This window comes from Streptomyces mobaraensis, from assembly GCF_020099395.1.
Classification (GTDB): Bacteria; Actinomycetota; Actinomycetes; order Streptomycetales; family Streptomycetaceae; genus Streptomyces.
Window position 1 is genome coordinate 3177417 of sequence record NZ_CP083590.1, and the last position, 26171, is coordinate 3203587.

Here is a 26171-nt window from a genome sequence, read left to right on the forward strand (position 1 = left end):
CCGTGACGCGGCGTGGGCCTGTGACCGTGACGCGGCGACGGTCCGTGTCCGTGACGCGGCGTGGGCCCGTCAACGTGACACAGCGTGGGCGGCAGCCGTGACGCTGCACCGGCCCGTGGCGCCGACACAACGCCGGCGGCAGCCGTGACCCGGCGTCGGCCGGCTGGTGTGACCGACGCCGGCCGCCGGCACGGCCCGTGGCTCGATCCCCAGCACGGCCCTCAGCGCGGTCCGGGGCCCGGTCCCCCGTGCCACCCACGGCCCGGCCTCCGGCCGTAAGCGGCATCGGCGGCTGGGGCAGCACCCCAGCCCAGCCCCACCCCCCGTCCTCAGACCCCGCGTGGCATCGCCGCCGCGCGGGGTCCCGCCGCGCGTAGGCGATGCCGCGCGGAGTCCCGCCGCGCCGGGCGACCGCTGCCGGCCCGCCCGGCACCGCGCACGCCCCGACGCGCCCCCACGCGCGCCCCACGCCACGCTCCGCGCCCCCCTCACCACAGCCGGTCGATCTCCCCGGGGTAGAGCCCGATGCGGCACCCCCGGAACGACCCCGCCGCCCGCCTCGCCCGGGCGGAAAAGAATCCGGCCATGGTGACTTTGTCGAATCCCGGACCGTCGCTCGGGAGCGGATCGCCCGGTGTCCCGCCGACGAGGACGGTGCCCTCGAGCGCCTCCCAGCCCGCGCTCTCGTAGAAGGGCCGCAGCGGCCGGTCGCAGGTGAAGAGCCCGAGATCCGCCCCGTCCGCGGCGATCCACTCCCGTGCGGCGGCCACCAGCCGCCGCCCGTGGCCGCGGCCCCGCCGGGCCCGGTCGGTGACGACCGCGCTCAGCCCGGCGGCGCGGTAGCGCGCGCCCTCGTGCTCGATCTCCTTCGTCAGGACGTCCAGCGCCGCCGCCACCTCACCCCGGGGTGAGACGAGGAGCATCGCGACCGGGCGCAGCGCGGGGTCGGGCGGCCCGCCGCCGGCCCACACCTGGGCGCGCAACGCGTCCGCGCGGGCGGCCAACTCCGCTGGAACGCACCCCTCCGCGTAGGTCCTGACCTGCATTCCGCCTCCTCGGTCCGGCGTTCCCCGGCGCCGCGCGGAGCGTCCTGTCGACGCCGCCCGCGCCGGGGACGAATCCCCGCGAACTCCCCTGCCCCGACGCGGCCTCGCTACGCGTCCCAGGTGTCACACGCGCCACTACAGCCCCAACTCTGCCTTTCCTAAACCTGAAACCCCAACTCCGACCGGAACTGACCCTTTTTTGAAAACAGCAGATCACATCCTTGTTGCGCCCCTGTCAAAAACGGTCAGTTGCTGGCACGCTCTCCTCCATTCCGCTTCTGCACCCCTCAAGCACCAGCGGGCAGCCCCACCCCGGGCAGCTCGTAACCCCCCTCAGAGGAGACAGAGTTGAGACTCACCGCCACCCCCCGCACCACGGCCCTGCGCGCCGCCGCCCTCGTCGCCTCCGCGGCGATGGTCGTCGTCGGCGTGCAGACGGGCAGCGCGAGCGCCTCGGGTGACCGTGACAGCGGAGGGCTGCCACTGACGCTCTCCGCGACCCAGCGCACCGCCGCCATCCAAGAAGCCCAGAGCGGCGCTTCGGCGACCGCCGCCAAGATCGGCCTGGGCGGCAAGGAGAAGCTGGTCGTCCGCGACGTCGTCAAGGACGCCGACGGCACCGTCCACACGCGCTACGAGCGCACCTACGACGGACTGCCCGTCCTCGGCGGCGACTTGATCGTCCATGAGGGCAAGGGCGCGAAGGGCGGCCGTGAGGTCACCAAGGCGACCGACGCGGCCATAGCCGTGCCCTCGACCAGCCCCTCCCTGGCCCCGGCCGAGGCGAAGAAGTCGGCGCTGAGCGCCGCCGCCGACCAGAAGACCGCCAAGGCCGCCGGCCAGGCCCCGCGCAAGGTCGTCTGGGCCGCGCAGGGCAAGCCGGTCCTGGCGTACGAGACCGTGGTCACGGGCGTGCAGAAGGACGGCACTCCGAGCGAGCTGCACGTGATCACCGACGCGGCGTCCGGCAAGAAGCTGTACCAGTACGAGGCCATCGAGACCGGCACCGGTACCAGCACCTACAGCGGCACCGTCCCGCTGACCACCACCAAGTCGGGCTCGCAGTACCAGCTCATCGACGGCGCGCGCGGCGGCCACAAGACGTACGACCTCAACCAAGGCCAGTCCGGCACTGGTTCGCTGTACACGAACAGCACCGACACCTGGGGCGGCGGCCGGCAGACCGCCGGCGTCGACGCGCACTACGGCGCGGCCGTGACCTGGGACTTCTACAAGAACACCTTCGGCCGCAACGGCATCCGCAACGACGGCAAGGGCGCCTACTCCCGCGTCCACTACGGCAACAACTACGTCAACGCCTTCTGGTCCGACTCCTGCTTCTGCATGACCTACGGCGACGGCGAGGGCAACAAGAACCCCCTCACCGCCCTCGACGTGGCGGCCCACGAGATGAGCCACGGCGTCACCGCCGCCACGGCCAAGCTCGTGTACAGCGGCGAGTCCGGCGGCCTCAACGAGGCGACCAGCGACATCTTCGGCACCGCCACCGAGTTCTACGCCAACAACAAGACCGACGTGGGCGACTACCTCATCGGCGAGAAGATCAACATCTTCGGCAACGGCAAGCCGCTGCGCTACATGGACAAGCCGAGCAAGGACGGCAAGTCCAAGGACAGCTGGTACTCCGGCATCGGCGGCGTGGACGTCCACTACTCGTCCGGCCCGGCCAACCACTTCTTCTACCTGCTCTCCGAGGGCAGCGGGAAGAAGACGATCAACGGTGTGAACTACGACAGCCCGACCGCCGACGGGTCCAAGGTCACCGGCATCGGCCGGGACAAGGCCCAGAAGATCTGGTACAAGGCGCTGACCACGCAGTTCACCTCGAACACCAACTACGCCAAGGCGCGTACCGGCACCCTGAACGCCGCCGCGTCGCTCTACGGCAACAACAGCGCGGAGTACAAGGCGGTGGCGGCGGCCTGGTCCGCCATCAACGTCAAGTAGCCCCGCCCCTTCGCAGGGTCCCCAGGGACCGCAGTCCGTGCCCCCGGCCGCCGCGCCGGGGGCACGGGCGTCGTGACACCATCGGGGACGTGATCGACCTCGGCTACTCGCTCTCCCGCCGCTTCCCCGACCCGCCGCAGACGGACTACCGCACCGCCGACGTCCGGGCCCTGCGGCACGACCTCTTCTGCGGCGACGTCTACCTCGCCGACACCAAGGAGGACCGGGAGCTGTCCACAGCCTGGGGATGGGTGCCGGTGCTGGACTTCGCCTGGGCGCTGTGCGACATCGTCGAGGAGCTGGACCGCGACCCGCGCGGCTCCCGGTCGGCCACCCCGCGGTACGCCGAGCTGGACTTCACCGAGTCCAGCGACCGCCTGCTCTTCGAGCGGCGCTTCGGCTGGGTGGAGGTCACCGCGGACTGGGTCCCCGCCGACGAGCCCCCGCTCGTCCTCGACCACCGGGCGCTCCGCCGGGAGGCCCGGGACTTCCTGCACGACCTGATCGCCGACCTCTCCGACATGCACGAGGGCCTGGCGGACAACCCGGTCGTCTGGACCCTGCAGAGCCGCTTCCCGCGCGTGTGACGACCGCCGGGGGCCCGACGTCCGCCTGATACCTGACGGAGGCCGGAGACCGACGACCGCCGGAGACCCGCCGAACGCCGACGGGTCCTGACGACCACCGGAGCCCTGACGGCGGCCGCAAACCGACGACCGCCGGGGCCCTCGGGGCCCAAGTGACCCGAGAGGCGGCCGTCACCCATCACGCCTACGCTGATCCGAGAGCTTCTGCACCCCATGGCTGCGAGGTTCCGCGATGAGCCCCACGTCCGAACCGACCACCGCCACCGGCGCCGCCCCCGCCGCCGACCCCCGCCGCTGGTGGGGACTGGTGTTCATCGGCCTCGCCCAGCTGATGGTCGTCCTCGACGCGACGATCGTGAACATCGCCCTGCCGTCCGCCCAGCGCGACCTGTCGATGTCGGACACCAACCGGCAGTGGGTGATCACCGCGTACACCCTGGCGTTCGGCGGGCTGCTGCTGCTCGGCGGCCGGATCGCGGACCTGGTCGGCCGGAAGCGGACCTTCCTCGCGGGCCTGATCGGCTTCGCCGTCGCCTCGGCGCTGGGCGGCGCCGCGCGGACGGACTGGCAGCTCTTCGGCTCGCGGGCGCTGCAGGGCGTGTTCGCCGCCCTGCTGGCGCCCTCCGCGCTCTCCCTGCTGACGACGACGTTCACGGACCCGCGCGAGCGCGGCAAGGCGTTCGGCGTGTACAGCGGCATCGCGGGCGCGGGCTCGGCCGTCGGGCTGCTCGCGGGCGGTCTGCTCACCGAGTACCTGGACTGGCGCTGGTGCATGTACGTCAACGCCCCGATCGCCCTCATCGCCTTCGCCGGCGGCCTGTGGTCCCTGCACGACCACCGCCCCGAGCGGCGCACCCGGCTGGACCCGCGCGGCGTCGTCCTGGCCTGTACGGGCCTGGTCGCCGTCGTCTACGGGTGCAGCGAGGCCGAACCGCGCGGCTGGGACAGCCCCCGGGTGCTCACCCTCCTCGTCGTGGGCGTGGCACTGCTGGCGCTGTTCGGCTGGTGGCAGACCCGGGCCGGCAGCCCGCTGCTGCCACCGCGCATCGTGCGCGACCGCAACCGGGCGGGCGCGTTCCTGACGCTGGGCCTGGCCGTGATCGCCATGTTCGGGATGTTCCTGTACATGACGTACTACTTCCAGCTGGTCCTCGGCTACCGGCCGGTCCAGGCCGGTCTGGCGTTCCTGCCGATGTCCGCCACGATCATCGTCACCAGTACCCAGATCGCGTCCCGGCTGCTGCACCGGCTGCCGCCGCGGCTGCTGATCGCGCCGGGGACGCTGCTGGCGGCCGTCGCCCTGTTCCTGCTGACGTTCCTGCCGGTGGAGGCGGACTACGCGGTGCACGTCCTGCCGTCGACGATCCTCTTCGGCCTGGGCATGGGCCTGATCTTCGTGGCGGTGATGGACACCGCGACGAAGGGCGTCGACCCGAACGACTCCGGCGTCACCTCCGCCACCGTCAACACCTGCCAGCAGGTGGGCGGTTCGATCGGCACCGCGCTGCTCAACACCATCGCGACCTCCACCGCCGGCACGTACATCGCCGCGCACCTGAAGTCGGCGGCGGCCACCGGGCCGGTGACGCCGGCGGCGCGCTCGGCGATCGCCAAGGACGGGGTGGTGCACGGCTTCCACGTCGGGCTGGCCGTGGCCTCGGTGATCATGCTGGCCGCCTCGGCGGTGGCCTGGGTGGTGATCACGGCCCCGGCCCCGCGCCACGGCGACCGGACGCCGGAGGGCGAGCCCGGCGGGGCCCGGACGGCACGGGAGCCGGGCCGGACCCGCCCGTAGGGCCGCCGTCACGACACGACGAGCAGCTCCCGGCCCGTCGTGTTCAGCCGCCGCCCGCCGTCCTCCGTGCAGACCACGATGTCCTCGATCCGCACCCCGAACCGGCCCGGCAGGTAGATCCCGGGCTCGATCGAGAAGCACATCCCCGGCACCAGCGTCAGGTGCTCGCCCTCGACCATGTACGGCGGCTCGTGCGTGGTGACGCCGATCCCGTGGCCCGTCCGGTGGACGAAGTACTCGCCGTACCCGTTGCGGGCGATCACCTGGCGGGCGGCCCGGTCGACGTCCTGGCAGGCGGCCCCGGGCCGGACGGCCTCGAACGCGGCCTGCTGCGCCTCCCGGACCAGGTCGTGGACCTTGCGCTCCTCGGCGCCCGGCTCCCCGACGTGCACCGTACGGGTGGTGTCGGAGCCGTAGCCGTCCATCAGGCCGCCGAAGTCCATGACGACCATGTCGCCGTCCTGGATCGTCCGGTCCCCCGCCTCGTGGTGCGGGTTGGCGCCGTTGGGGCCCGAGCCGACGATGGTGAAGTCCACCTGCTGGTGGCCGTGCTCGCGCAGCAGCCGGTCCAGGTCGGCGGCCACCTCGCGCTCCCGGCGCCCGGCGAACGGCAGCCGGACGACCTCCTCGTACGTGGCGTCGGCCGCCGCGCCCGCCGCCGCGAGCCGCTCGACCTCGTACGCGTCCTTGACCGCCCGCAGCATGGGCAGCGCCTCGGTCAGCGCGGCGTGGGCACCGCCGGGGCGCAGCCGCTGGAAGGCCAGCAGGTGCAGCGCCCAGGTGTTGTCGGACACCCCGTAGCGGCCCTGCGGTTCGAGGTGCCCGGCGAGCGCGTCGTAGGGGCTCTCGGCGTCCCGCCAGCCGGCGACGGTCAACGCCTGCGCGCCGGGCGCCTTTTCGGCGTCGGGCCGCTCCAGCTCGGGGACCAGCAGCAGCGGCCTGCGGCCCGGGGTCACCACCAGCGCGGTGAGGCGCTCGGTGACGGGCGGGTGGTAGCCGCAGAGCCAGGCCAGGTCGGGGCCGGGCGCGATGATCAGTCCGGCCATGCCGGCCTGGGCGGCGGAGCGGGCCGCGCGCTCCATCCGGGCCGCGTAGTGCTCCGGTCCCAGCGGGCCGGAGGACGCTTCCATCGACGTGATCGCCATGGGTGCAGCGTAATCCGGGTGGAGACGTTCGGCAGGTGATCTCTACCCCAGGGTTGAGACGTCTCTCCTCCGAGGGGAGGAGACGACCCCACCCCAGGACCGATTTTCCCCTAATCCTCGAGTAATCGTTGGACCCGGGTAAAGAGCGTCCCTAGCGTAGGGATGCCCGTTCGGACATCAGTACCCTCCGCCGGGCCGCGCCGATCCTTGCACCACCCACTCAGTATCCACTCAGTGTTGCCGTAGATCCACGTAATTCCAAGGGGGAGCTCCACACCATGTTCCGACGAGTCGGACGGTTCGCCGTCCACCGGCCCTGGCTCACGATCCTGGCCTGGGTCGTGGCAGCCGTGGCCCTCGGTGTCCTGGCGCCGGGCCTGAAGTCCACCACGGACCAGGCGGAGTTCCTTCCGTCCCACTACGAGTCCGTGCAGGCGGGCAAGGTCCAGGAGAAGGCGTTCCCCCAGGACGAACAGGCCGCCGCCGTCGGCGTCTTCAAGCGTTCCGACGGGGGGAAGCTCACCGCCCAGGACAAGCGCGACGTGGCGAAGATCGCCGCCGCCCTCCAGGACAAGCACTACAAGAAGATATCCAAGGTGACGACGGGGCCGGAAGCGGTCTCGCCCAACGGCGAGATAGCCCTGGCCAACATCTACTCCGGCGAGAAGAACTGGTCGGACGACACCGTCATGGAGTCGGTCAAGTCCCTCCGCAAGGACGCCAAACCCCTGCTCAAGGGCACCCAGTTGCAGCTGGGCGTCACCGGCTCGGCGGCGTCCAACCTCGACTCCAAGGAGCAGTCCGGCGACACCGACGGCATGATCATGATGGCCACGCTGGTCCTCATCATCGTGCTGCTGCTGGCCATCTTCCGCAGCCCGCTCATCGCCATCCTGCCGGTCCTCATCATCCTGCTCGTCACCTCGGTGGCCAACGGCCTCATCGGCACCGCGGCCGACGTCGGCGGGCTCAAGGCCGACGCCAGCGTCACCCCGATCCTCATCGTGGTGCTCTTCGGCGTGGGCACCGACTACATCCTCTTCCTGCTGTTCCGCTACCGCGAGCTGCTGCGCAAGGGTGAGGAGCCCAAGGCGGCCCTGGCCGAGGCCGTCGCGCGGGTGGGCGAGACCATCGCCTCCGCCGCCGGCGCGGTCATCGCCTCCTTCCTGGCCCTGCTGCTGTCCACGATGGGCATGATGAAGGCCCTGGGCCCGTCCCTGGCGATCGCCGTCGGCGTGACCCTGATCGCCGCCCTGACGCTGGTCCCCGCCGTCTTCTCACTGCTCGGCACCAAGGCCTTCTGGCCCTCCAAGGCCTGGAAGAAGACCCCGAAGAACCGCACGGCCAACGCCGTCGGCGGCCTGGTCTCCCGGCGCCCCGGCATCGTGGCGGCGCTGTCCACCGTGGTGCTCGCCGTCCTGGCGATCGGCGCCTTCGGCTTCAAGTCGCAGTGGGACATGGACAGCCAGCTGCCCGACAAGCTGGAGTCCGTCCAGGCGATGAAGGACCTCCAGAAGGGCTTCTCCGCCGGCCAGGCCGACCCGGCCATGGTCTTCGTCAAGGCCAAGGACGGCGCACGGCTCGACAAGGGCGAACTGGACGCGTTCCGCGGCAAGCTCGCGGCCGTCAAGGGCGTGGCCTCGGTCAGCCCGGCCCTGCCCAACAAGGACGGGTCCGTCGCCCAGTTCAGCGTGGTCACCAAGGCCAAGCCCAACCACGACGAGGCCATCAAGCTCGTCGGCGGCGAACTGCGCGACACGGCGCACCAAGCGGCCCCCAAGGGCAGCAAGGCCCTGGTGGGCGGCACCTCGGCGGTCCTCACCGACATCGAGAACGCCGTCCAGCACGACTACAAGGTCGTCTTCCCGGTCGCCGGCCTCGCGATCATGCTGATCCTCGGCCTGCTGCTGCGCAGCCTCGTCGCCCCGCTCTACCTGATGATCGCCGTCGCCCTCGGCTTCGGCGCCACCCTCGGCTCCACGGTCTGGCTCTTCCAGGACCTCAAGGGCGAGGACGGCATGCTCTTCATGCTGCCGATCATCATCTACCTCTTCGTGGTGGCGATCGGCACGGACTACAACATCCTCATGGTCGCCCGCCTCCGCGAGGAGGTCCGCAAGGGCGTGGCCCCACGCGAGGCCATCCGCACCGCGGTCGCCCAGTCGGCCCCGACGGTCGCCTCCGCGGCGATCATCCTCGCCGGTACGTTCGGTGTGCTGCTGCTCGCCGAGAACTCCATGCTCCAGCAGATGGGCTTCGCGGTCGCCTTCGGCATCCTGCTCACCGCGTTCGTGATGGCCATGCTGCTCGTGCCGACGGTCACGTCGCTGCTCGGGCACAAGGCGTGGTGGCCGGGCCACCAGGACGCTCCGCGTCAGGATCCGCCGAAGGCGGAGTACGGCGGCATGCACGACGCGCCGTCGTACAGCGGACACCGGTAGGAGCCCGGTGGCTCCCTCCGCCGCTGCCGCGGTGGGGGGAGCCCCGGTCCCGCCCTTTCACCGTTTCTAGCGGGGGCAAGCCCCCGCACCCCCGAAACCGCGCTTCGCGCGGTTGTCCTCAAACGCCGGACAGGCTGGAGTGCGCGCCCGGGCACGCTATCCAGCCTGTCCGGCGTTTGAGGACGAGCGGCGAAGCCGCGACAAGGGGGGTCTGGGGGCTTGCCCCCAGGAAACGGTGAAAGGGCGGGACCGGGGCAACGACGAAGCCCGGGCCGAAGGCCCGGGCTTCGCGCTACGCGCAGCAAAAGCCGCCTGTCGGATTCGAACCGACGACCCCCTGTTTACAAGACAGGTGCTCTGGCCAGCTGAGCTAAGGCGGCACGCGGCAAGCACGCGAGAGCAGTCTAACCGGAGACAGCCTCGTCGCTCCCCCCAATTTTCGCGACCGCGACCTGCTGACAACGGCCCGCTCCCCAGGTACCGTCACCGCATCCCGTCCGCATTGGACTGGACCACTCAGCACCACTCCCTCTACTCGGATCGTCCGGCACGTTCCTGCCGGTGAAGGGACCCACCACCATGGCCACGGTCACGTACGACAAGGCGACCCGGATCTATCCGGGCTCCGACAAGCCCGCCGTCGACCAGCTCGACATCGAGATCGAGGACGGCGAATTCCTCGTCCTGGTCGGCCCCTCGGGCTGCGGGAAGTCCACCTCACTGCGGATGCTCGCGGGGCTGGAGGACGTCAACGGCGGCTCGATCCGCATCGGCGACCGCGACGTCACCAACCTGCCGCCGAAGGACCGGGACATCGCCATGGTGTTCCAGAACTACGCGCTCTACCCGCACATGACCGTCGCCGACAACATGGGCTTCGCCCTGAAGATCGCGGGCGTGCCCAAGGCGGAGATCCGGCAGAAGGTCGAGGACGCGGCGCGCATCCTGGACCTCACCGAGTACCTGGGCCGCAAGCCGAAGGCGCTCTCGGGCGGCCAGCGGCAGCGGGTGGCGATGGGCCGGGCGATCGTCCGCGAGCCCCAGGTGTTCCTGATGGACGAGCCGCTGTCCAACCTGGACGCCAAGCTCCGCGTGCAGACCCGCACCCAGATCGCCGGCCTCCAGCGGCGCCTGGGCATCACCACCGTCTACGTCACCCACGACCAGGTCGAGGCCATGACGATGGGTGACCGGGTGGCGGTGCTCAAGGACGGGCTGCTCCAGCAGATCGACTCGCCGCGCAACATGTACGACCGCCCGGCCAACCTCTTTGTCGCGGGCTTCATCGGCTCCCCGGCCATGAACCTGGTCGAGGTGCCGATCACCGACGGCGGTGTGAAGTTCGGCAACAGCGTGGTGCCGGTCTCCCGCGAGGCGCTGGCCGCCGCGGCCGACCGCGGCGACCGGACGGTCACCGTTGGCGTCCGGCCCGAGCACTTCGACGTCGTCGAGCAGAACGGCGAGACGGCGCGGCTGCTGAGCAAGGAGGCCGCCGACGCCCCCGCCGGGCTGGCCGTCACGGTCAACGTGGTCGAGGAGCTGGGCGCCGACGGCTATGTGTACGGCACGGCGGAGGTCGGCGGCGAGCAGAAGGACCTGGTCGTCCGCGTCAACGGCCGGCGGGTGCCGGAGAAGGGCTCCGCCCTCCACGTCGTCCCCCGCCCGGGCGAGCTGCACGTCTTCTCGACCTCGTCGGGCGAGCGCCTGAGCGATTGATTCCCGCCGTCGTGCCGCCCGCCCCGGCGCGGGCGGCACGACGGACCGCGCGACGGCCGCGGACGGGCGACGCGACGGACCGCACGACAGCCGCACGACGGGCGGCGCGACGCCCCTCACGGCCAGTCAACCGGGCGCGTCACCGATTTGGCGCCGTCCTTCCCTGGTCCGGCGCCCCGGGCGTCAACCCTTCCCACCGAAGGGCCGAGGTAATGCCACCCGATCGGGTGACTAAATGTCGCGGTCTCATTACGCCTCGCTACCATCTGCGGCATGAACCAGGCCGCCCGCCGCATCGGCAGAACCCTCGCCCTCGTCCTCCCCGTCGTCATGGTGCTCTCCGGGACCCTCGCCGTCACCCGGGTCCCGTGGGCGGCGCCCAACGCCGAGTCCCAGGTGCTCACCGCGTCCTCGGACACCGCCTCCAGCCAGGCCAGGGCCCGCGCCCCGCACGAGGTGCTGCGCGACAAGCTGCTCACGGAGCTCCAGGAGAAGAATCCCGGGGTGGCCCTGACCCACCTCCAGGCCGCCACCAACGGCCGCCCCTCGCTGGCCCGTTACTGCGTGGACATCGCCCGCGTCCTCGGCCAGGCCGCCGTCGCCAAGTACCACTCCGCGAAGAAGGCCCAGGCGTACTCGCGCCCGGTCTGCGACACCTCGTACGCCTCCGGGGTGGCCCAGGGCCACTGACGGCCCTCCCGCCCCCGGCGGCGGCCGGTCGCACCGCACCCCGCGGCACGGCATATCGTGCGGGGCATGACCGGCACGCACCCCGTCCCCACACCCGCGCAAGCCGTGATCCTGGCCGGAGGCCAGGGGTCACGGCTTCGCCCTTACACCGACGACCGTCCCAAGCCGATGGTCGAGATCCCCGGCACCGGCATGCCGATCATCGGCCACCAGCTGGCCTGGCTCGCCGCCGAGGGCGTCACCGACGCCGTCGTCTCCTGCGGCCACCTCGCCGAGGTGCTCCAGGCGTGGCTCGCGTCGGCCGATCTCCCGCTGCGGGTGACGACGGTGGTCGAGAAGGAGCCGCTCGGCCGCGGCGGCGGCCTCCGGCACGCCGCCGCCTCGCTCCCCCACCCGGACCGGCCCTGGTACGCCACCAACGGGGACATCTGGACGCGGTTCTCGCTGCGCGAGATGGCCGCCTTCCACCACGAGCGGGACGCCACCGCGACCCTCGCCCTGGCCCGGCCCCGGATCCCCTGGGGTGCGGTGGAGACCGACGAGTTCGGGCACGTCCTGGACTTCATCGAGGCCCCGCCCTCGCCCTACCTGATCAACGCGGGCGTCTACGTCTTCTCGGCGGACTTCGCCGGTCTGCTGCCCGAGCGCGGCGACCACGAGCGCACTACCTTCCCCCGCCTCGCCCGCGAACGGCGGCTGGCCGGCTACCCGTTGCCGCACGGCGCCTACTGGCGGGCCATCGACACGGCCAAGGACCTCACGGAGGCGGCCAGGGAACTCGCCGGCTGACGCCCACGGCACGCGCCGCGGCCCCGTACCCGGGTGGGTACGAGGTCGCGGCGCGCGATACCGGTTCGTCAGCCCAGGAGGCCGCCGAGGGCGCCGCCACCGCCCGTCGTGCCGCCGGACGTTCCCGTGCCGCCCGACGTCGTCCCGCCGCCGCCCGAGCCTCCGGTGTTCGCGGCGCCCGAGGGGCTGTGCGGTGCCGCCGGGGCGGCGGGACGCTGGTGGGGCGTCCGGGTCGCGGGGCGCGGACCGCCGGTGCCGGCTTCCGCATGGCCGGAAGTCGCCGCTCCCGTGGGCGTCTTGACCGACCCGGGGACGGCCGGCTTCGCGCTCGGCGACGGCGACTTGTGGCCCGTGGCGCTCGGCCGGGGCGTCCCCGGCGTCGCGGGGCCGTGTGTCCCGCCGCGCGGGGAGGAACCGGCCGACGGACGCTGCGGCAGCGGCGAGCCGGGCAGGTTGTTGACCGGCGGGGCGGACGGGCCCGGGGCCGGAGCCGGCCGCGAGGAGCGGACCGCGCCGCCGAGCATCGAACCGACCAGCAGGGAAAGGCCGATGAGCACCGTCGCCATGATCGTGCCGCGGCGCAGCACCCGCCGTCGCAGCTGCCCGATCCCGGCCCGGGGGCCGAGCCGCCGCCACGCCTCGCTCGCGAGCCGGCCGTCGACGGAGTACACCGGGGCGCCCGCGATCACCAACGGGCTCCAGGCGGCCAGGTAGATGATGTCCGGCGCGTCGTAGGCCGGCACGGTCCGCCAGCTCACGGTGACCAGCAGGGTGGCCGAGAGCAGGACGCCGATGGCCGCGGCGAGGCGCTGCCAGAGGCCGAAGATGGTGAGGACGCCGACGATGATCTGGAGGAAGGCCACGGTCAGGCCCGCGCCCACCGGGTGGGCCAGCGCCAGCTCCCGGAGCGGGGCGGCGGCGGGCCAGGGGTGCAGGGAGGTCAGCCAGGTGACCATGGAGCCGCGTTTGCCGCCGTCGAAGTAGACGGGGTCGCAGAGCTTGCCCATGCCGGCGTAGACGGAGATCAGCCCGAGGAAGACGCGCAGCGGCAGCAGGACGACGCCCAGGTTCATCCGGCGCCCGGGGTAGTAGGCGTGCAGGAGGGAGTCGCCGCGGTCGCGGCCTTCGCCCTCGTCGTCCTCGTCGGCCCAGTCGTCGCCGGCCTCGTCGAACCCGCCGTGGCCGTACGGCTGTTCGTCGAACGCGCCATGGGCCGTGCGGACGCCGCTGAGCAGCGGCTCCCCCGGCTCCAGGGGCCCGCGGGGGCCGATGACGGTGGTCGGGGCGTCGTCGACGCCGATCCGCGGCAGGACCTGGGTGGCCCCGGCCTCGCCGCCCCCGGCGGTGCGGGCGGCCCCGGACTCCCGTACGGCGTCGAGGAGCCGGGTCGGCGCCGCGTCCCCGGGCTCGGCCCGCCCGCTCCACACCACGGGGGCCCGGCGCCTGGCCGGGCCCTTGACGGTGGGCAGCTGCGCCGTGTCGGCGGCGACTCCGGCGTAGTGCCGGGCGGCGGCGTGCGGGGGACGCGCGAGCTGCACGCGGAAGCTCAGGTGGTTGCCGGAGACCTGCGCGGGGTCGGACGGGACTTTCACCGTACTCAGCGCGGGCTGGTCGTCGTACCCGGAAGAGCTTCCCCCCGTAGGTGTGCGGGGTGTTCTGGTGTCCACGCTCATCTAACCGAGTGACCGGAGCTTAGGACACTGCCTTGACCGACACGGGTGTCCGAGACCCGTCAAGGCGGACAACGAGCGGGCCCGCAAGGGCCGGACGGGGCGGGAATCAGCCCGTCCGGGGCCTTGCGGACGGCGGGAACCTCACGCCCGGCGGCGCGCCGCCTCGTACAGCACGACGCCCGCCGCGACACCGGCGTTCAGCGACTCGGCACCGCCCGGCATCGGGATCCGCACCCGGAAGTCGCAGGTTTCGCCGACGAGCCGGGAGAGGCCCTTGCCCTCGCTGCCCACGACGATCACGACCGGGCCCTCCAGAGCGTCCAGCTCGTGCAGCTCGACGTCGCCGTCGGCGGCCAGGCCGACGACCATCAGGCCCTCCTTCTGGTACGCCTCCAGCATCCGCGTCATGTTGGTGGCGCGGGCCACGGGCGTCCGGGCGGCGGTGCCGGCCGAGGTCTTCCAGGCGCTGGCCGTCATGCCGGCCGCGCGCCGCTCCGGCACGACCACGCCGTGCCCGCCGAAGGCGGAGACGGAACGGACGACGGCGCCGAGGTTGCGCGGGTCGGTGATGCCGTCGAGGGCGACGATCAGCGCGTCCTCGCCGTCGGCCTGGGCCGCCGCGGTGAGGTCCTCGGGGTGCGCGTAGTCGTACGGCGGCACCGAGAGGACCAGGCCCTGGTGGTTGAGCCCGTTGGTCATCCGGTCGAGCTCCGGACGCGGGGCCTCCATGAGGTTGAGGCCCTTCTCCGTGGCGAGCTGGATCGCCTCGCGGACGCGCTCGTCGTTGTCCAGGTACTGCTGGACGTAGAGCGTGGTCGCGGGGACGCCCTCGCGCAGCGCCTCGACCACCGAGTTGCGGCCGACGACGAGCTCGTTGGTGCCCTTGGGGCCGCCGCGGCGCGGGGCCGGGCGGCGGGCGGCCTGCTTGGCCGCGGCGTTGGCGACGCGGTTCTTCTTGTGGCCCTTGCGCATGTGCGCGGGCGGGGTCGGGCCCTTGCCCTCCAGGCCCCGGCGCCGCTGGCCGCCGCTGCCGACCGTCGCGCCCTTCTTGTTGGACGTGCGGCGGTTCCTGCGCTGGCTGTTGCCGGCCATGGGGTCACCTGTTTCTTCACTGCCAGAGCCGCTGGCCGCGGCTCAGTAGACGTACGTACGAAAAGTGTCGCTCAGGACGGCGACCAATGCTCAGGACAGCGACCAGCGCGGGCCGGACGGGGTGTCCTCGATCGCGAGACCGGACTGCTGGAGCTGGTCGCGGAGGGCGTCGGCGGTGGCGTAGTCCTTGCGGACGCGGGCCGCCTGGCGCTGCTCCAGCACCATCCGGACCAGCGAGTCGACCACGCCGTGCAGGTCGTCGCCGCGGTCCCCGCCGGACCACCGCTCGTCCAGCGGGTCCAGGCCCAGGACGCCGAGCATCGCCCGCACCTCGGCCAGGCGGGCGACGGCGCCCTCCTTGTCGTCGGCGGTGAGGGCCGCGTTGCCCTGCCGGACCGTGGTGTGCACCACGGCCAGCGCCTGCGGGACGCCGAAGTCGTCGTCCATCGCCTCGGCGAACGCCGGCGGCACCTCGGCCGCGGGCTCCACCGGCCCCGCCTTCTCGACGACCCGCTGCGTGAACCCCTCGATCCGCGCGAACGCCGACTCGGCCTCGCGCAGCGCCTCCGGGCTGTACTCGATCATCGAGCGGTAGTGCGGGGTGCCCAGGTAGTAGCGGAGGACGATCGGGCGCCACTCCTTGACCATCTCGGAGACCAGCACCGAGTTGCCCAGCGACTTGGACATCTTCTCGCCGCTCATGGTGACCCAGGCGTTGTGCACCCAGTAGGCGGCGAAGTCGTCGCCGAAGGCCCTGGCCTGGGCGATCTCGTTCTCGTGGTGCGGGAAGATCAGATCGAGGCCGCCGCCGTGGATGTCGAAGGCGGTCCCCAGGTACTTGTGCGCCATGGCCGAGCACTCCAGGTGCCAGCCCGGACGGCCGCGGCCCCAGGGCGTCTCCCAGCTGGGCTCGCCCTCCTTGGCCGCCTTCCACATGGCGAAGTCGCGCGGGTCGCGCTTGCCCGTCTCGCCCTCGCCGGAGGGCTGGAGGAGATTCTCCAGCTCCTGGTTGGAGAGGCGGAGGTAGTCGGCGTAGGAGCGGACGTCGAAGTAGACGTTGCCGTCCGCGGCGTAGGCGTGACCGCGCTCGATCAGCCCGCGCATCATCTCGATCATCTCGGGGACGTGGCCCGTGGCCCGCGGCTCGACGGTCGGGGGCAGGCAGCCCAGGGCGTCGTAGCCGGCGTTGAACGCGCGCTCGTTCTCGTAGCCGATCGCCCACCAGGGGCGGTTCTGCTCGGCCGCCTTCTTGATGATCTTGTCGTCGATGTCGGTCACGTTGCGGACGAACGTCACGTCGTAGCCGCGGTAGGCGAACCAGCGGCGCATGATGTCGAAGTTCAGCCCCGACCGGATGTGTCCGATGTGCGGCGCGGCCTGCACGGTCGCGCCACACAGGTAGATCGAGACGCAGCCCGGGACGAGCGGGGAGAAGTCACGGATCTGCCGGGCGCTGGTGTCGTACAGGCGAATAGTCACGGAACCAGGGTAGTGGGCCCACGGCAGTGCCCCGGGCGCCCGGCACCCTGATCCGTCCCTGATCCGGACCCCCGGTGCCCTCGGGGGCGTGCGCGGCGGGGCGCGGAGCGGTCCGCGCGCGCCCGCTCGGCACGCTTTGCCCGCTATTTAATGTTTTGCGGCAAAAATGCAATTCCGCGTGGTAACTTCCCGGGCACACCTCGGGACCGGAGCGCCGCGGACACCAGGAGGGGCGTTGCACTCCACTCTGCCGGTACAACAGGACCACCCCCAACCCCGGGCGCGGCCACCGGCACCCCCCGCGCGCCGCCCGGGCCGGCTGGCCGCCCTGGACGGGCTGCGGCTGTGCGCGGCGCTGATGGTCGTCGCGTACCACTGGATCGCCTTCGACAGCGGCGCCTGGGGCCACCGCTCCGCCCGCGCCCTCTTCCCCACCGCGTACCTGCCGGCCTCCTACGGCTGGCTGGGCGTCCAGCTCTTCTTCCTGATCAGCGGGTTCGTGATCTGCATGAGCGGCTGGGGCAAGGACGTCGGGCGGTTCGCCGTCTCCCGGATCACCCGCCTCTTCCCCGCCTACTGGTTCGCGGTGCCGCTGGTCGCCCTCGTCGTCCGGCTGTGGCCCGTGGTCAACTCCCCCACCGCCCTCCAGGACGTCGCCGTCAACCTCACGATGCTCCAGGACCCCCTGGGAGTGGAACCGGTCGACGGCGTGTACTGGACCCTCTGGATCGAGGTCCGCTTCTACCTGCTGTTCGCGCTCGTCGTCCACAAGGGGCTCGACTACCGGCGCGTCGTGGCCTTCTGCGGGCTGTGGGGCGCCGGGGCGGTCGTCGCCCGGGTGACCGGCGACCCGCTGCTCGAACGCGTCCTGCTGCCCTACGACTGCTGGTACTTCATCGCGGGCATCGCCTTCTACCTGATGTACCGCTTCCGCCCGGCCCCGCTCCTCTGGCTGATCGTCGGCGGCACCTTCCTCATCGCCCAGCACGACCTGCTGGTCGCGGAGCGCCGCGCGGAGGCGTACATGGGCCACCGGGTGCCCCACTGGCCCACCCTCGCCCTGGTCGGCGTGTTCTACCTCTCCGTGATGGCGGTCGCACTGGGGTGGACACGGCGGCTCGACTGGCGTTGGCTGTCCACCGCGGGTGCACTGACCTATCCCCTCTACCTGCTCCACGAGCGCGTCGGGTGGGTGGTCATCCGGCACGCGGACGGACACCTTCCGCGCCTGGTGCTGCTCCCTCTCCTGCTGGTGGGGGCGCTGACGGCCGCCTGGCTGGTGCACCGGGGGATCGAGCGCCCGCTGGCCCGCCGGCTCGGGGACGCGCTCCGGCGCGCCGTCACCCGGCGGGGAGCCGGGCCGCCGGGTGCCACCGGCACCGTCCGGTCACCCGGTCGTCACCGAACCGTCGGCGAAGGGCGTGGATGAATACCACCATCCAGGGGAGACGGTGGAGAAAAACAGGGACAGGAGACCACGGTCGCAGCCATGCGCACGTCCTCTGTGTCAGCATTCCCGCACGCCCCCGCTCTGTATGACGATCCGACTAGCCCACGGAAACGGAAGAGGACGACATGCGCTTCGCCAGGCGAGGTGAACTCGACGGCGCCCCACGAGCCGTCCGGCGCCCGGCACCCCGGCTCGCCGTACTGGACGGACTCCGTCTGGTGGCGGCCCTCATGGTCGTGGTCTTCCACTACACCGCCCTGCGCGGCGGCTGGGACCAGCACCCGGACAAGGTCTTCCCCGTCCTGCGGACGGTCACCCGCTACGGCTTCGTCGGCGTCGAGGTCTTCTTCCTGATCAGCGGGTTCGTGATCTGCATGAGCACCTGGGGGCGGTCGCTCGGCGACTTCGTGGTCTCCCGCGTCTCCCGGATCTACCCCGCCTACTGGTTCGCGGTCTTCCTCACCGCCGGGGTGATCACGCTGTGGCCGCAGGTGCGCAGCGTGGAGAGCTGGGACGTCGTCCTCACCAACCTCACGATGGTCCAGGAGGCCTTCGGGGTGTGGGACGTGGACGGCGTCTACTGGACGCTGTTCATCGAGCTCAAGTTCTACGTCCTCTTCGCGATCGTGGTGGCCACCGGCGTCACGTACCGCAAGTGCGTCCTGTTCTGCGGCGTCTGGACCGTCGCGGCGGTCGTCGCCCCGCAGTCCGGCAGCAAGCTGCTGGAGATGTGGGCGACCCCGCTCTACACGCCCTACTTCGTGGCCGGCATCGCCTTCTACCTGATGCACCGGTTCAAGCCCACGGCGCTGCTGTGGGCCATCGTCACGGTCTCCCTGCTGATCGCGCTGCACGGGGTGCCCAAGCGGGTCGCCGACAACACCAACAGCAGCATCCCCACCTGGCCGGCCAAGCTGCTGGTGTTCGCGGCCTTCGTGATCATGGCGCTGATCGCGCTGGGGTACTTCAACCGGATCCAGTGGCGCTGGCTCACCACCGCCGGCGCGCTCACCTACCCGCTGTACCTGATCCACCAGTACATCGGCATGACCGTCATCCACGGCCTGCGCTCGTACATCCCGCCGTACCCGCTGGTGGCCGGCCTGATCGCGGTGATGCTGACGGCCGCCTGGCTGATCCACCGGTGCGTCGAACGCCCGGTGGGCAAACGCCTGAGGCGCGCGATGCAGCAGGGCATGGAGGAGATGCGCCGCAACTCCACCGTCCCCGCCCTGCGCGCACCCGACCCGCAGAGCGGCCTGACGATCCTCCAGGAGCCCCGCCACCCCAAGCCCTTCGAACCGGCCGACTCCGGCCGCGTGGGCGCCGGTACGGGCGACGCCGGCTGACGGACGACCCCGCGCACGCGCCCGCCGGGGAACGGCGGGCGCGCACGGCCGCTCAGAGGCTGCCGACCACCTTGCGGGGCGAGACACGCACGACGACCCGCTCGGCGTCGTTCTTCGCGTCCGGGTTGAAGTCCGCGTACGCCTTGCCCGTGTACTTCCGGGACAGCTCGTCGATGAGCTCCTGACCGCCCTCGGTGGTCAGGGTCGCTTCACCGCGGACCTCGGCGTAGGTGTAGGGGGCGTTCGGCGGGTTCACCATGACGGTGATCCGCGGGTCGCGGCGGAGGTTCTTCTCCTTGCGGCGCCCGGCGGTCGTGGAGATCAGCAGGTCGTCGCCGTCCCGCTTGACCCAGGTGACGGACAGCTGCGGGCTGCCGTCCGGCTGGACCGTGGCGACGGTGACGAAGGCGGGATTGTCGTCCAGGTACTGCTTCAGGTCGTCCGAGAGCATCCGGGCCCTTCCCTTGAGTGACGGGCGCGCGCCGGGCGGGCGCGCGCACGACGGAGTGTCGGTACCGGATCACGGTATGCCACCGTGCCGTCACACAAGGGCGTAACGCCCCAGGCGCTCAGCGCCGGTACACCAGCGCCGTCGCCACCGCCGCCAGGCCCTCCGCGCGGCCGGTCAGACCCAGCCCGTCGGTGGTCGTCCCGGAGACGGACACCGGCGCGCCGACCGCCTCGGACAGCGCGCGCTGCGCCTCGGCCCGCCGCTTCCCGATCTTCGGCCGGACGCCGATGACCTGCACCGCCACATTGCCGATCGCGAAGCCCTCGGCACGGACGATGCGGGCCGCCTCGGCCAGCAGGGTCACGCCGGAGGCACCCGACCACTCGGGCCGGTCGGTGCCGAAGTGGGCGCCCAGGTCGCCGACGCCCGCGGCAGAGAACAGCGCGTCGCAGGCGGCGTGCGCGGCGACGTCACCGTCGGAGTGGCCGGCGAGTCCGTGCGTCGCCCCCTCCCAGAGCAGGCCCGCGCACCACAGCTCGCGGCCCTCCTCGAAGGCGTGCACATCCGTGCCGATGCCCACCAGAGGCAGGAGCCCCGGGCTAAAAACCGTCATTTGCCCTCCTCCGGGCGATCACTGCCTCGGCCAGCACCAGGTCCAGCGGCCTGGTCACCTTGAACGCCTCCTCGTGGCCGGGGACGACCACGACGGGGACGCCCAGCCGTTCGACCATCCCGGCGTCGTCGGTGGCGCCGTCGCCGACCGCCTTCCCGAACCGCGCGTGGGCCGCGTCCAGCGTGCGCCGGTCGAAGCCCTGGGGGGTCTGCACGGCGCGCAGCAGCGCGCGCTCCGGGGTGCCGGTGACCGTCTCGGGAGCGGTCGCGTCCGCCCCGTCCCGCGGGGCGACCTGCTTGACCGTGTCGGCCAGCGGCAGGGCGGGCACCACGGCCGGGTGACCGGCGCGGACGGCCGCGACGACGGAGTCGACCGTGTCGACGGGGACGAGCGGGCGGGCCGCGTCGTGCACGAGGACGGTCCCGACGTCGTCGGGCAGCGCCCTCAGGCCCAGGCCCACGGACTCCTGCCGGGTGGCTCCGCCGGGGACGACCACCACCTCGGTCCGGTCGCCGGCGAGCGGGAACTCGTCGAGCAGGGACCGCACCTCGGCCTCGCCGTCCGGCGGGGCGACGACCACGACCAGGGAGACCGCCCGGGAGGCGGTCATGGCGCGGACGGCGCGGACCAGCATGGGCGTGCCGCTCAGGGCACGCAGCGCCTTGGGCGCGCCGGGGCCGAGCCGGACACCCCGTCCGGCCGCGGGGATCACCGCGGCGGTGCGGGGCGCGGGCACGCCGGAACGCTCCGGCCCGTCGGGAACAGTGGCTCGATCAGACATCGCGTTGGCGTTCAGGTTTGCTTCCTCGGCCGAGTTGGGTATGGCCTGGGGGAACCCCGAGCGCGCAGGGCTCGGGACGTGCCGGGCGCTCACCGTGACCAGCCCCTTCCGTGAACGACTGGTCCGGCCGCTCGCCCACCGGCGTCCGCGCACCGGCCCTCGGGGCGGTGGTACGGGCCATGGGTGGCACGGGCGGGGAAACACCGGTTCCCGGCCGGAGCAGAGATGCCGCAGCGCCCGTCGGACGAGCTTTCGTTCGTCGGCGGGCACCGCGGCACTTCCACGTCGCGACCTCTGCGTCGCACTTCTGTTGTGCGGCGGGGAGCCGGCACCTGAGCGTCAGGTGTGCGTCAGGACGCGAGGACCTCGTCGAGCAGGGCCTCGGCCTTGTCCTCGTTCGTGTTCTCCGCGAGGGCGAGCTCGCTCACCAGGATCTGGCGGGCCTTGGCGAGCATGCGCTTCTCACCGGCGGACAGACCGCGCTCGCGCTCCCGGCGCCACAGGTCGCGCACGACCTCGGCGACCTTGATCACATCGCCGGAGGCGAGCTTCTCCAGGTTCGCCTTGTAGCGGCGGGACCAGTTCGTCGGCTCTTCGGCGTACGGCGCCCGAAGAACCTCGAAGACCCGGTCGAGCCCGTCCTGGCCGACCACATCGCGAACACCGACGAACTCCGCATTGTCCGCCGGCACCCGAACCGTCAGGTCACCCTGGGCGACCTTCAGCACCAAGTAGGTCTTGTCCACGCCTTTGATCTGGCGAGTTTCGATGGCCTCGATCAGCGCGGCCCCGTGATGGGGATAGACCACGGTGTCGCCAACCTTGAACGTCATGTGACAGGTACCCCTTCCGTGGCTATCCAGTCTAACACGGGAAGTGTTCGTTCTGAATGGCGTTTCCGCAGGTCAGGGCATATCTCGGGGCTTGACAACAACGGCCGGGACGTGCTGCGCGGGGGTTCCGGAAGCAGGTATTCGCAGGTCGGAGCGGTTGTCCGGGGCAAGCGAAACGGGCACGTTACACGTACCGGGACGGGCCCGCGAGCGGTCGAACGTCCCGTTTTGCCGGGGTCCGGTCGCGGCAGTTCCGGTACTCCGTTCGGGGCGGCGGGGCCTTCCGCGCGCGCATTACGGAATTGATCAAGCCGAACTTGATCAATTCCGGAACTCGTTCCCCCTCACCGCTCACATTCCTTACCGATAATCCACCGGACACCTCCTCCGATAAGCCGGTGGTAGGACGCTCGACGGCCGAGTGGACCTTGAGGGGCGGGTCGGGTGCGGGGGCCAGGCGACGGCTCGGTAACCTAAGCCCGCTGACACACCTCTTACTTCGTCCAAGGAGATGCCGCCGCCGTGAGCAGCAGCCTTCGACGCGGCGCTCTCGCCGCCACCGTCCTCGCGCTCTCGATCGCCTCGCTCTCCGCCTGCGCGGCGGGCAACGACGCGCAGACGCTGCAGGTCAAGCCGGACAACGTCGCCGCCTCCGTCGGTGACATCAAGCTCCAGAACGTCACCGTGGTCACCCAGCCGGGGCAGACCACCACCGGACCTGCCGTGATCACGGGCCAGGTGTTCAACAACGGCAAGCACGACCAGACGCTGAACGCGGTCAAGCTGCCCGGCAAGAACGTCGCGGTGCAGCTCACCGGCGCCAAGGGCAGCGGCCCGATCGTGGTCCCGGCCGGGGGCGCGGTGACGCTGGGCGGCAAGGGCAACGCCTCCGCCGTCCTGCCGAACGGCCGCGAGAGCCTCAAGGACGGCGCGCAGCAGCAGCTGTCGTTCGTCTTCAGCAGCACCGGTGACGTCCGGATCGGCGCCTTCGTCGTCCCGGCCACCAGCTACTTCAAGGACTGGGGGCCGGCGGAGCCCTCCCAGTCCCCGCAGACCTCCGCGTCCCCGCAGCCGGGCAAGCCGGGCGGCGGCAAGCAGGGCAAGCCGGGCGGCGCGACCGCCCCGGCGTCCGGCAAGGCCGAGGACAAGTCCAAGAAGGACGGGAAGCCGGAGAGCGGCGACAAGGGCGAGAAGGGCGACAAGAACCGCCAGACCCCGGCGGCGCCCGACGCCGAGCGCTGAGTCCGTCCGGGATCCTGGGACGGAAAACGCGGCAGGGCCTGGAGCCGTCGGCTCCGGGCCCTGGCCGTTCCGCCGCGGTGGTGCCGCGGCCTACGGGCCTACGGCTCGAACTTGTAGCCGAGGCCGCGCACCGTCACCAGGTAGCGCGGGGCCCCCGGGTCCGGCTCGATCTTGGCGCGCAGCCGCTTGACGTGGACGTCGAGCGTCTTGGTGTCGCCCACGTAGTCGGCGCCCCACACCCGGTCGATGAGCTGCATCCGGGTCAGCACCCGCCCGGCGTTCCGCAGCAGCATCTCCAGCAGGTCGAACTCCTTCAGCGGAAGGTCGACCTTGCCGCCGGCGACGGTGACGACGTGCCGGTCCACGTCCATCCGCACCGGGCCGGCCTCCAGCGCCGCGGGCGCGACCTCCTCGGGCTCCCCCCCTGCGACGCAGCACCGCGCGGATGCGGGCGACCAGCTCGCGCGAGGAGAACGGCTTGGTGACGTAGTCGTCGGCCCCTATCTCCAGGCCCACGACCTTGTCGATCTCGCTGTCCTTGGCGGTGACCATGATGACGGGCACGTTGGAGCGGCCCCGCAGCTGCCGGCAGACCTCGGTGCCGGGCAGGCCCGGCAGCATCAGGTCGAGCAGGACGAGGTCGGCGCCGTTGCGCTCGAACTCCTCCAGGCCCTCGGGGCCGGTGGCCGCGATGGCGACCTCGAACCCCTCCTTGCGCAGCATGTAGGACAACGCGTCGCTGAAGGACTCTTCGTCCTCGACGACGAGCACTCGGGTCACGGGGCGACCTCCGGTCGGATCTCGTTCTGGCGGTGCGGGCGGAAGAAGGCGGCGGGGCGCGCGGGGCGCGGGAGCCTCACCGGTGCGGCTCCGGGGTGGCGAGGCCGTGGAGGTGGCCCGTCGCCTCGGCCGCGTCCCGGGGGTCGTCGGAGTCGAGGCGGCGCAGCCGGAGCCGGTCGCGGCCGACGCCCGCCTCCGGGAGGCGGAGGGTGAAGGTGGAGCCCTGGCCCTCGGCGCTCCAGACGGTGACCTCGCCGCCGTGCGACGCGGCCACGTGTTTGACGATCGACAGGCCGAGGCCGGTGCCGCCGGTGGCGCGGGAGCGGGCGGGGTCGACCCGGTAGAAGCGTTCGAAGACCCGCTCGCGGTCCTTCTCGGATATGCCGATGCCCTGGTCGGTGACGGCTATCTCGATCAGGTCGCCGCCGGGCGCGGCCACTCTGCGGGCGGCGATCCCCACTCTGGTGCGGGCGGGGCTGTAGTTGACGGCGTTCTCGACGAGGTTGCCGAGGGCCGCGGCGAGCTGGCCCCGGTTGCCCCAGACGTGCAGGCCGGCGGCGCCGCCCGAGGCCATGGTGATCTGCTTGGTGCCGGCCTGGTGGCGGCAGCGGTCGACGGCCTCGGCGACGAGCTCGTCCACGCGGACGGGCTCGGCGTCCTCCAGGGGGTCGTCGTTCTGCACCCGGGAGAGGTCGATCAGCTCCTGGACCAGGTTGGTCAGCCGGGTGGCCTCGATCTGCATCCGGCCGGCGAAGCGGGTGACGGCCTCGGGGTCGTCGCTGGCGTCCATCACGGCCTCGGAGAGCAGCGACAGCGCGCCCACGGGGGTCTTGAGCTCATGGCTGACGTTGGCGACGAAGTCCCGGCGGACCGCCTCGATACGGCGGGCCTCGGTGAGGTCCTCGACCAGCAGCAGCACCAGGCGGGACCCCAGCGGCGCCACTCGCGCGGAGACCGCGAGGGCCTCCCCGCGGCCGGTGCCGCGGCGCGGGAGGTCCAGCTCGACCTGGCGTATCTCCCCGTCGCGGCGGGTGTCGCGGGCCATCTGGAGCATCGCGTCCACGGCCAGCCGGCCGCCGCGCACCAGGCCCAGGGCGTACGCCGCCGAGCTGGCCTTGACGACGGCGTCGCCCTCGTCGAGGACGACGGCGGAGGAGCGCAGCACGGACAGGACGGTGTCGACGCCAGGCGGCAGGACCGCGTCGGTGTGCAGCGAGCTGCGGCTGGGGCGTGCCTGGTCGCGCTCGCTCCAGCGGAACGCCAGCATGGCGATCACACCGGTGCACAGGCCGGCGAGGGCTGCCGCTGCGGCGACGGCCGCGTCCACGTTCATGCCTCCAGGTTATGCGGGGGCACCGACAGCCCCACAGTCAAAAGGGGGGCGCCTCGAACACACGTTGCCGAGAGTTCACCTTGAGGTCGGCGGTGGTTCACTCCGGGGGTCGACACCCGTCGCGTTCCGGCCGGATCGTGGTACCGGAAGGCACCGAAAAGCGCCGGCACCCGGCCCCGGCCGCCGCACCACTCGAAGCGAGAGAAGGACACGATGCGGGACGCGTACCACGAGGAGCTGGACTCGATAGGCGACGGGCTGGTCGAAATGGCGCGGCTCGTCGGCTCCGCCATAGGGCGCGCCACGACGGCGATCCTGGACGCGGACCTCAAGCTCGCGGAGGCCGTGATCGCCGGCGACAGCAAGGTGGACGACCTCCAGCGGGACCTGGAGGCGCGGGCCATCGCGCTGCTGGCCCGGCAGCAGCCGGTCGCCACGGACCTGCGGATCGTCGTGACGTCCCTGCGGATGAGCGCCGACCTGGAGCGTTCCGGCGATCTGGCGCAGCACGTCGCGAAGCTGGCCCGGCTGCGCTTCCCGGACACGGCGGTCCCGCGCGACCTGCACTCCACGGTGCTGGAGATGGGCCAGCTCGCCCAGCGGCTGATGGCCAAGGCGGGCGAGGTGCTGATCACCAAGGACGTGGACCTGGCGCTCCAGCTGGAGCAGGACGACGACGCCATGGACCTGCTGCACCGCGCCCTCTTCCAGCATCTGATGGACGACCGCTGGCAGCACGGCATCGAGACGGCCGTGGACGTGACCCTGCTGGGCCGCTACTACGAGCGGTTCGCGGACCACGCCGTCTCGGTCGCCAAGCGCGTCGTCTACCTGGTCACCGGGGAGCACGCCGACGAGCTCAACCAGACGGCGGGCGCCCCCGGCGCGGGGGAGAGTTCGTGATACCCCGCGTGCGCC

Annotated in this window: 21 protein-coding genes, 1 tRNA gene and 1 pseudogene; 11 read left to right on the forward strand and 12 right to left on the reverse strand. The window is 72.0% G+C overall.

Annotated features, from left to right (window positions below; translation table 11 throughout):
- Nucleotides 1-488: 488 nt before the first annotated feature.
- Nucleotides 489-1046 carry a GNAT family N-acetyltransferase gene (locus K7I03_RS13565; RefSeq protein ID WP_185941545.1) on the reverse strand — a complete coding sequence of 186 codons (558 nt, stop codon included), beginning with the start codon at nt 1044-1046 and terminating at the stop codon, nt 489-491.
- Nucleotides 1047-1460: 414 nt separating this feature from the next.
- On the opposite strand from K7I03_RS13565, the gene K7I03_RS13570 reads away from it, so the two are divergent.
- The 3 genes from K7I03_RS13570 (at nt 1461) to K7I03_RS13580 (ending at nt 5396) form a co-directional block, all read left to right on the forward strand.
- Nucleotides 1461-3014, forward strand: a complete 1554-nt coding sequence (locus tag K7I03_RS13570) for a M4 family metallopeptidase (RefSeq protein ID WP_398858517.1) — start codon at nt 1461-1463, stop codon at nt 3012-3014.
- A gap of 89 nt (nt 3015-3103) precedes the next feature.
- On the forward strand, nt 3104-3601 hold the full coding sequence (locus K7I03_RS13575) for a hypothetical protein (RefSeq protein ID WP_185941547.1): 498 nt from the start codon (nt 3104-3106) through the stop codon (nt 3599-3601).
- Nucleotides 3602-3833: 232 nt separating this feature from the next.
- A complete protein-coding gene (locus K7I03_RS13580) occupies nt 3834-5396 on the forward strand; it encodes an MFS transporter (protein ID WP_185941548.1) in 1563 nt (520 codons plus the stop codon).
- An 8-nt stretch (nt 5397-5404) separates the two neighbouring features.
- On the opposite strand, the gene K7I03_RS13585 is transcribed toward K7I03_RS13580, so the two are convergent.
- Nucleotides 5405-6541 carry an aminopeptidase P family protein gene (locus K7I03_RS13585; protein ID WP_185941549.1) on the reverse strand — a complete coding sequence of 379 codons (1137 nt, stop codon included), beginning with the start codon at nt 6539-6541 and terminating at the stop codon, nt 5405-5407.
- Nucleotides 6542-6819: 278 nt separating this feature from the next.
- On the opposite strand from K7I03_RS13585, the gene K7I03_RS13590 reads away from it, so the two are divergent.
- Nucleotides 6820-8982, forward strand: coding sequence for an MMPL family transporter (locus K7I03_RS13590; protein ID WP_185941550.1), 2163 nt, complete (start codon nt 6820-6822; stop codon nt 8980-8982).
- Between the two features lie 306 nt (nt 8983-9288).
- On the opposite strand, the gene K7I03_RS13595 is transcribed toward K7I03_RS13590, so the two are convergent.
- Nucleotides 9289-9362: transfer RNA gene (locus K7I03_RS13595), tRNA-Thr, on the reverse strand.
- Between the two features lie 199 nt (nt 9363-9561).
- Here K7I03_RS13595 and K7I03_RS13600 point away from each other — a divergent pair.
- The 3 genes from K7I03_RS13600 to K7I03_RS13610 all read left to right on the forward strand — a co-directional run bounded on the left by K7I03_RS13600 (nt 9562) and on the right by K7I03_RS13610 (nt 12177).
- The gene (locus tag K7I03_RS13600; protein WP_185941668.1) at nt 9562-10698 is read left to right on the forward strand and encodes an ABC transporter ATP-binding protein; all 1137 of its coding nucleotides are present in this window, start codon (nt 9562-9564) and stop codon (nt 10696-10698) included.
- A gap of 273 nt (nt 10699-10971) precedes the next feature.
- Nucleotides 10972-11388 (forward strand): hypothetical protein, encoded by a 417-nt coding sequence (locus K7I03_RS13605; RefSeq protein ID WP_185941551.1) that lies wholly within the window; start codon nt 10972-10974, stop codon nt 11386-11388.
- A 66-nt stretch (nt 11389-11454) separates the two neighbouring features.
- Nucleotides 11455-12177: a nucleotidyltransferase family protein gene (locus tag K7I03_RS13610; RefSeq protein ID WP_185941552.1), complete on the forward strand. Its 723-nt coding sequence runs from the start codon at nt 11455-11457 to the stop codon at nt 12175-12177.
- A 68-nt stretch (nt 12178-12245) separates the two neighbouring features.
- On the opposite strand, the gene K7I03_RS13615 is transcribed toward K7I03_RS13610, so the two are convergent.
- The 3 genes from K7I03_RS13615 to cysS all read right to left on the reverse strand — a co-directional run bounded on the left by K7I03_RS13615 (nt 12246) and on the right by cysS (nt 16421).
- The gene (locus K7I03_RS13615) at nt 12246-13850 is read right to left on the reverse strand and encodes a DoxX family protein (protein WP_185941553.1); all 1605 of its coding nucleotides are present in this window, start codon (nt 13848-13850) and stop codon (nt 12246-12248) included.
- Nucleotides 13851-13991: 141 nt separating this feature from the next.
- On the reverse strand, nt 13992-14942 hold the full coding sequence (rlmB, locus tag K7I03_RS13620; protein WP_185941554.1) for a 23S rRNA (guanosine(2251)-2'-O)-methyltransferase RlmB: 951 nt from the start codon (nt 14940-14942) through the stop codon (nt 13992-13994).
- A 90-nt stretch (nt 14943-15032) separates the two neighbouring features.
- Nucleotides 15033-16421: a cysteine--tRNA ligase gene (gene cysS, locus K7I03_RS13625; protein WP_185941555.1), complete on the reverse strand. Its 1389-nt coding sequence runs from the start codon at nt 16419-16421 to the stop codon at nt 15033-15035.
- Nucleotides 16422-16656: 235 nt separating this feature from the next.
- Between cysS and K7I03_RS13630 the strand changes: the two genes are divergently transcribed.
- Entirely contained in the window at nt 16657-17850 is a 1194-nt protein-coding gene (locus tag K7I03_RS13630) for an acyltransferase family protein (protein ID WP_185941556.1), read from the forward strand.
- A 146-nt stretch (nt 17851-17996) separates the two neighbouring features.
- Nucleotides 17997-19220 carry an acyltransferase family protein gene (locus tag K7I03_RS13635; RefSeq protein WP_185941557.1) on the forward strand — a complete coding sequence of 408 codons (1224 nt, stop codon included), beginning with the start codon at nt 17997-17999 and terminating at the stop codon, nt 19218-19220.
- A gap of 52 nt (nt 19221-19272) precedes the next feature.
- Here K7I03_RS13635 and K7I03_RS13640 read toward each other — a convergent pair whose 3' ends face one another.
- The 4 genes from K7I03_RS13640 to K7I03_RS13655 all read right to left on the reverse strand — a co-directional run bounded on the left by K7I03_RS13640 (nt 19273) and on the right by K7I03_RS13655 (nt 21898).
- Nucleotides 19273-19671 (reverse strand): PPOX class F420-dependent oxidoreductase, encoded by a 399-nt coding sequence (locus tag K7I03_RS13640; RefSeq protein WP_185941558.1) that lies wholly within the window; start codon nt 19669-19671, stop codon nt 19273-19275.
- Nucleotides 19672-19789: 118 nt separating this feature from the next.
- Nucleotides 19790-20284, reverse strand: a complete 495-nt coding sequence (ispF, locus tag K7I03_RS13645) for a 2-C-methyl-D-erythritol 2,4-cyclodiphosphate synthase (protein ID WP_185941559.1) — start codon at nt 20282-20284, stop codon at nt 19790-19792.
- Nucleotides 20271-21065, reverse strand: coding sequence for a 2-C-methyl-D-erythritol 4-phosphate cytidylyltransferase (gene ispD / locus K7I03_RS13650; protein WP_185941560.1), 795 nt, complete (start codon nt 21063-21065; stop codon nt 20271-20273). The genes ispF and ispD overlap by 14 nt, the downstream gene beginning before the upstream one ends.
- Before the next feature lie 350 nt (nt 21066-21415).
- Entirely contained in the window at nt 21416-21898 is a 483-nt protein-coding gene (locus K7I03_RS13655; protein WP_003953493.1) for a CarD family transcriptional regulator, read from the reverse strand.
- A 522-nt stretch (nt 21899-22420) separates the two neighbouring features.
- Here K7I03_RS13655 and K7I03_RS13660 point away from each other — a divergent pair.
- Nucleotides 22421-23140 carry a copper chaperone PCu(A)C gene (locus tag K7I03_RS13660; RefSeq protein ID WP_185941561.1) on the forward strand — a complete coding sequence of 240 codons (720 nt, stop codon included), beginning with the start codon at nt 22421-22423 and terminating at the stop codon, nt 23138-23140.
- A 98-nt stretch (nt 23141-23238) separates the two neighbouring features.
- On the opposite strand, the pseudogene K7I03_RS13665 reads toward K7I03_RS13660, so the two are convergent.
- Both K7I03_RS13665 and K7I03_RS13670 read right to left on the reverse strand, forming a co-directional pair.
- A pseudogene (locus K7I03_RS13665) lies at nt 23239-23920 on the reverse strand (response regulator).
- 76 nt (nt 23921-23996) lie between these two features.
- Nucleotides 23997-25253 carry a sensor histidine kinase gene (locus K7I03_RS13670; protein ID WP_185941563.1) on the reverse strand — a complete coding sequence of 419 codons (1257 nt, stop codon included), beginning with the start codon at nt 25251-25253 and terminating at the stop codon, nt 23997-23999.
- 213 nt (nt 25254-25466) lie between these two features.
- Here K7I03_RS13670 and phoU point away from each other — a divergent pair, with 213 nt between their 5' ends.
- Nucleotides 25467-26156 carry a phosphate signaling complex protein PhoU gene (phoU, locus tag K7I03_RS13675; protein ID WP_004943958.1) on the forward strand — a complete coding sequence of 230 codons (690 nt, stop codon included), beginning with the start codon at nt 25467-25469 and terminating at the stop codon, nt 26154-26156.
- Nucleotides 26157-26171: the final 15 nt, after the last annotated feature.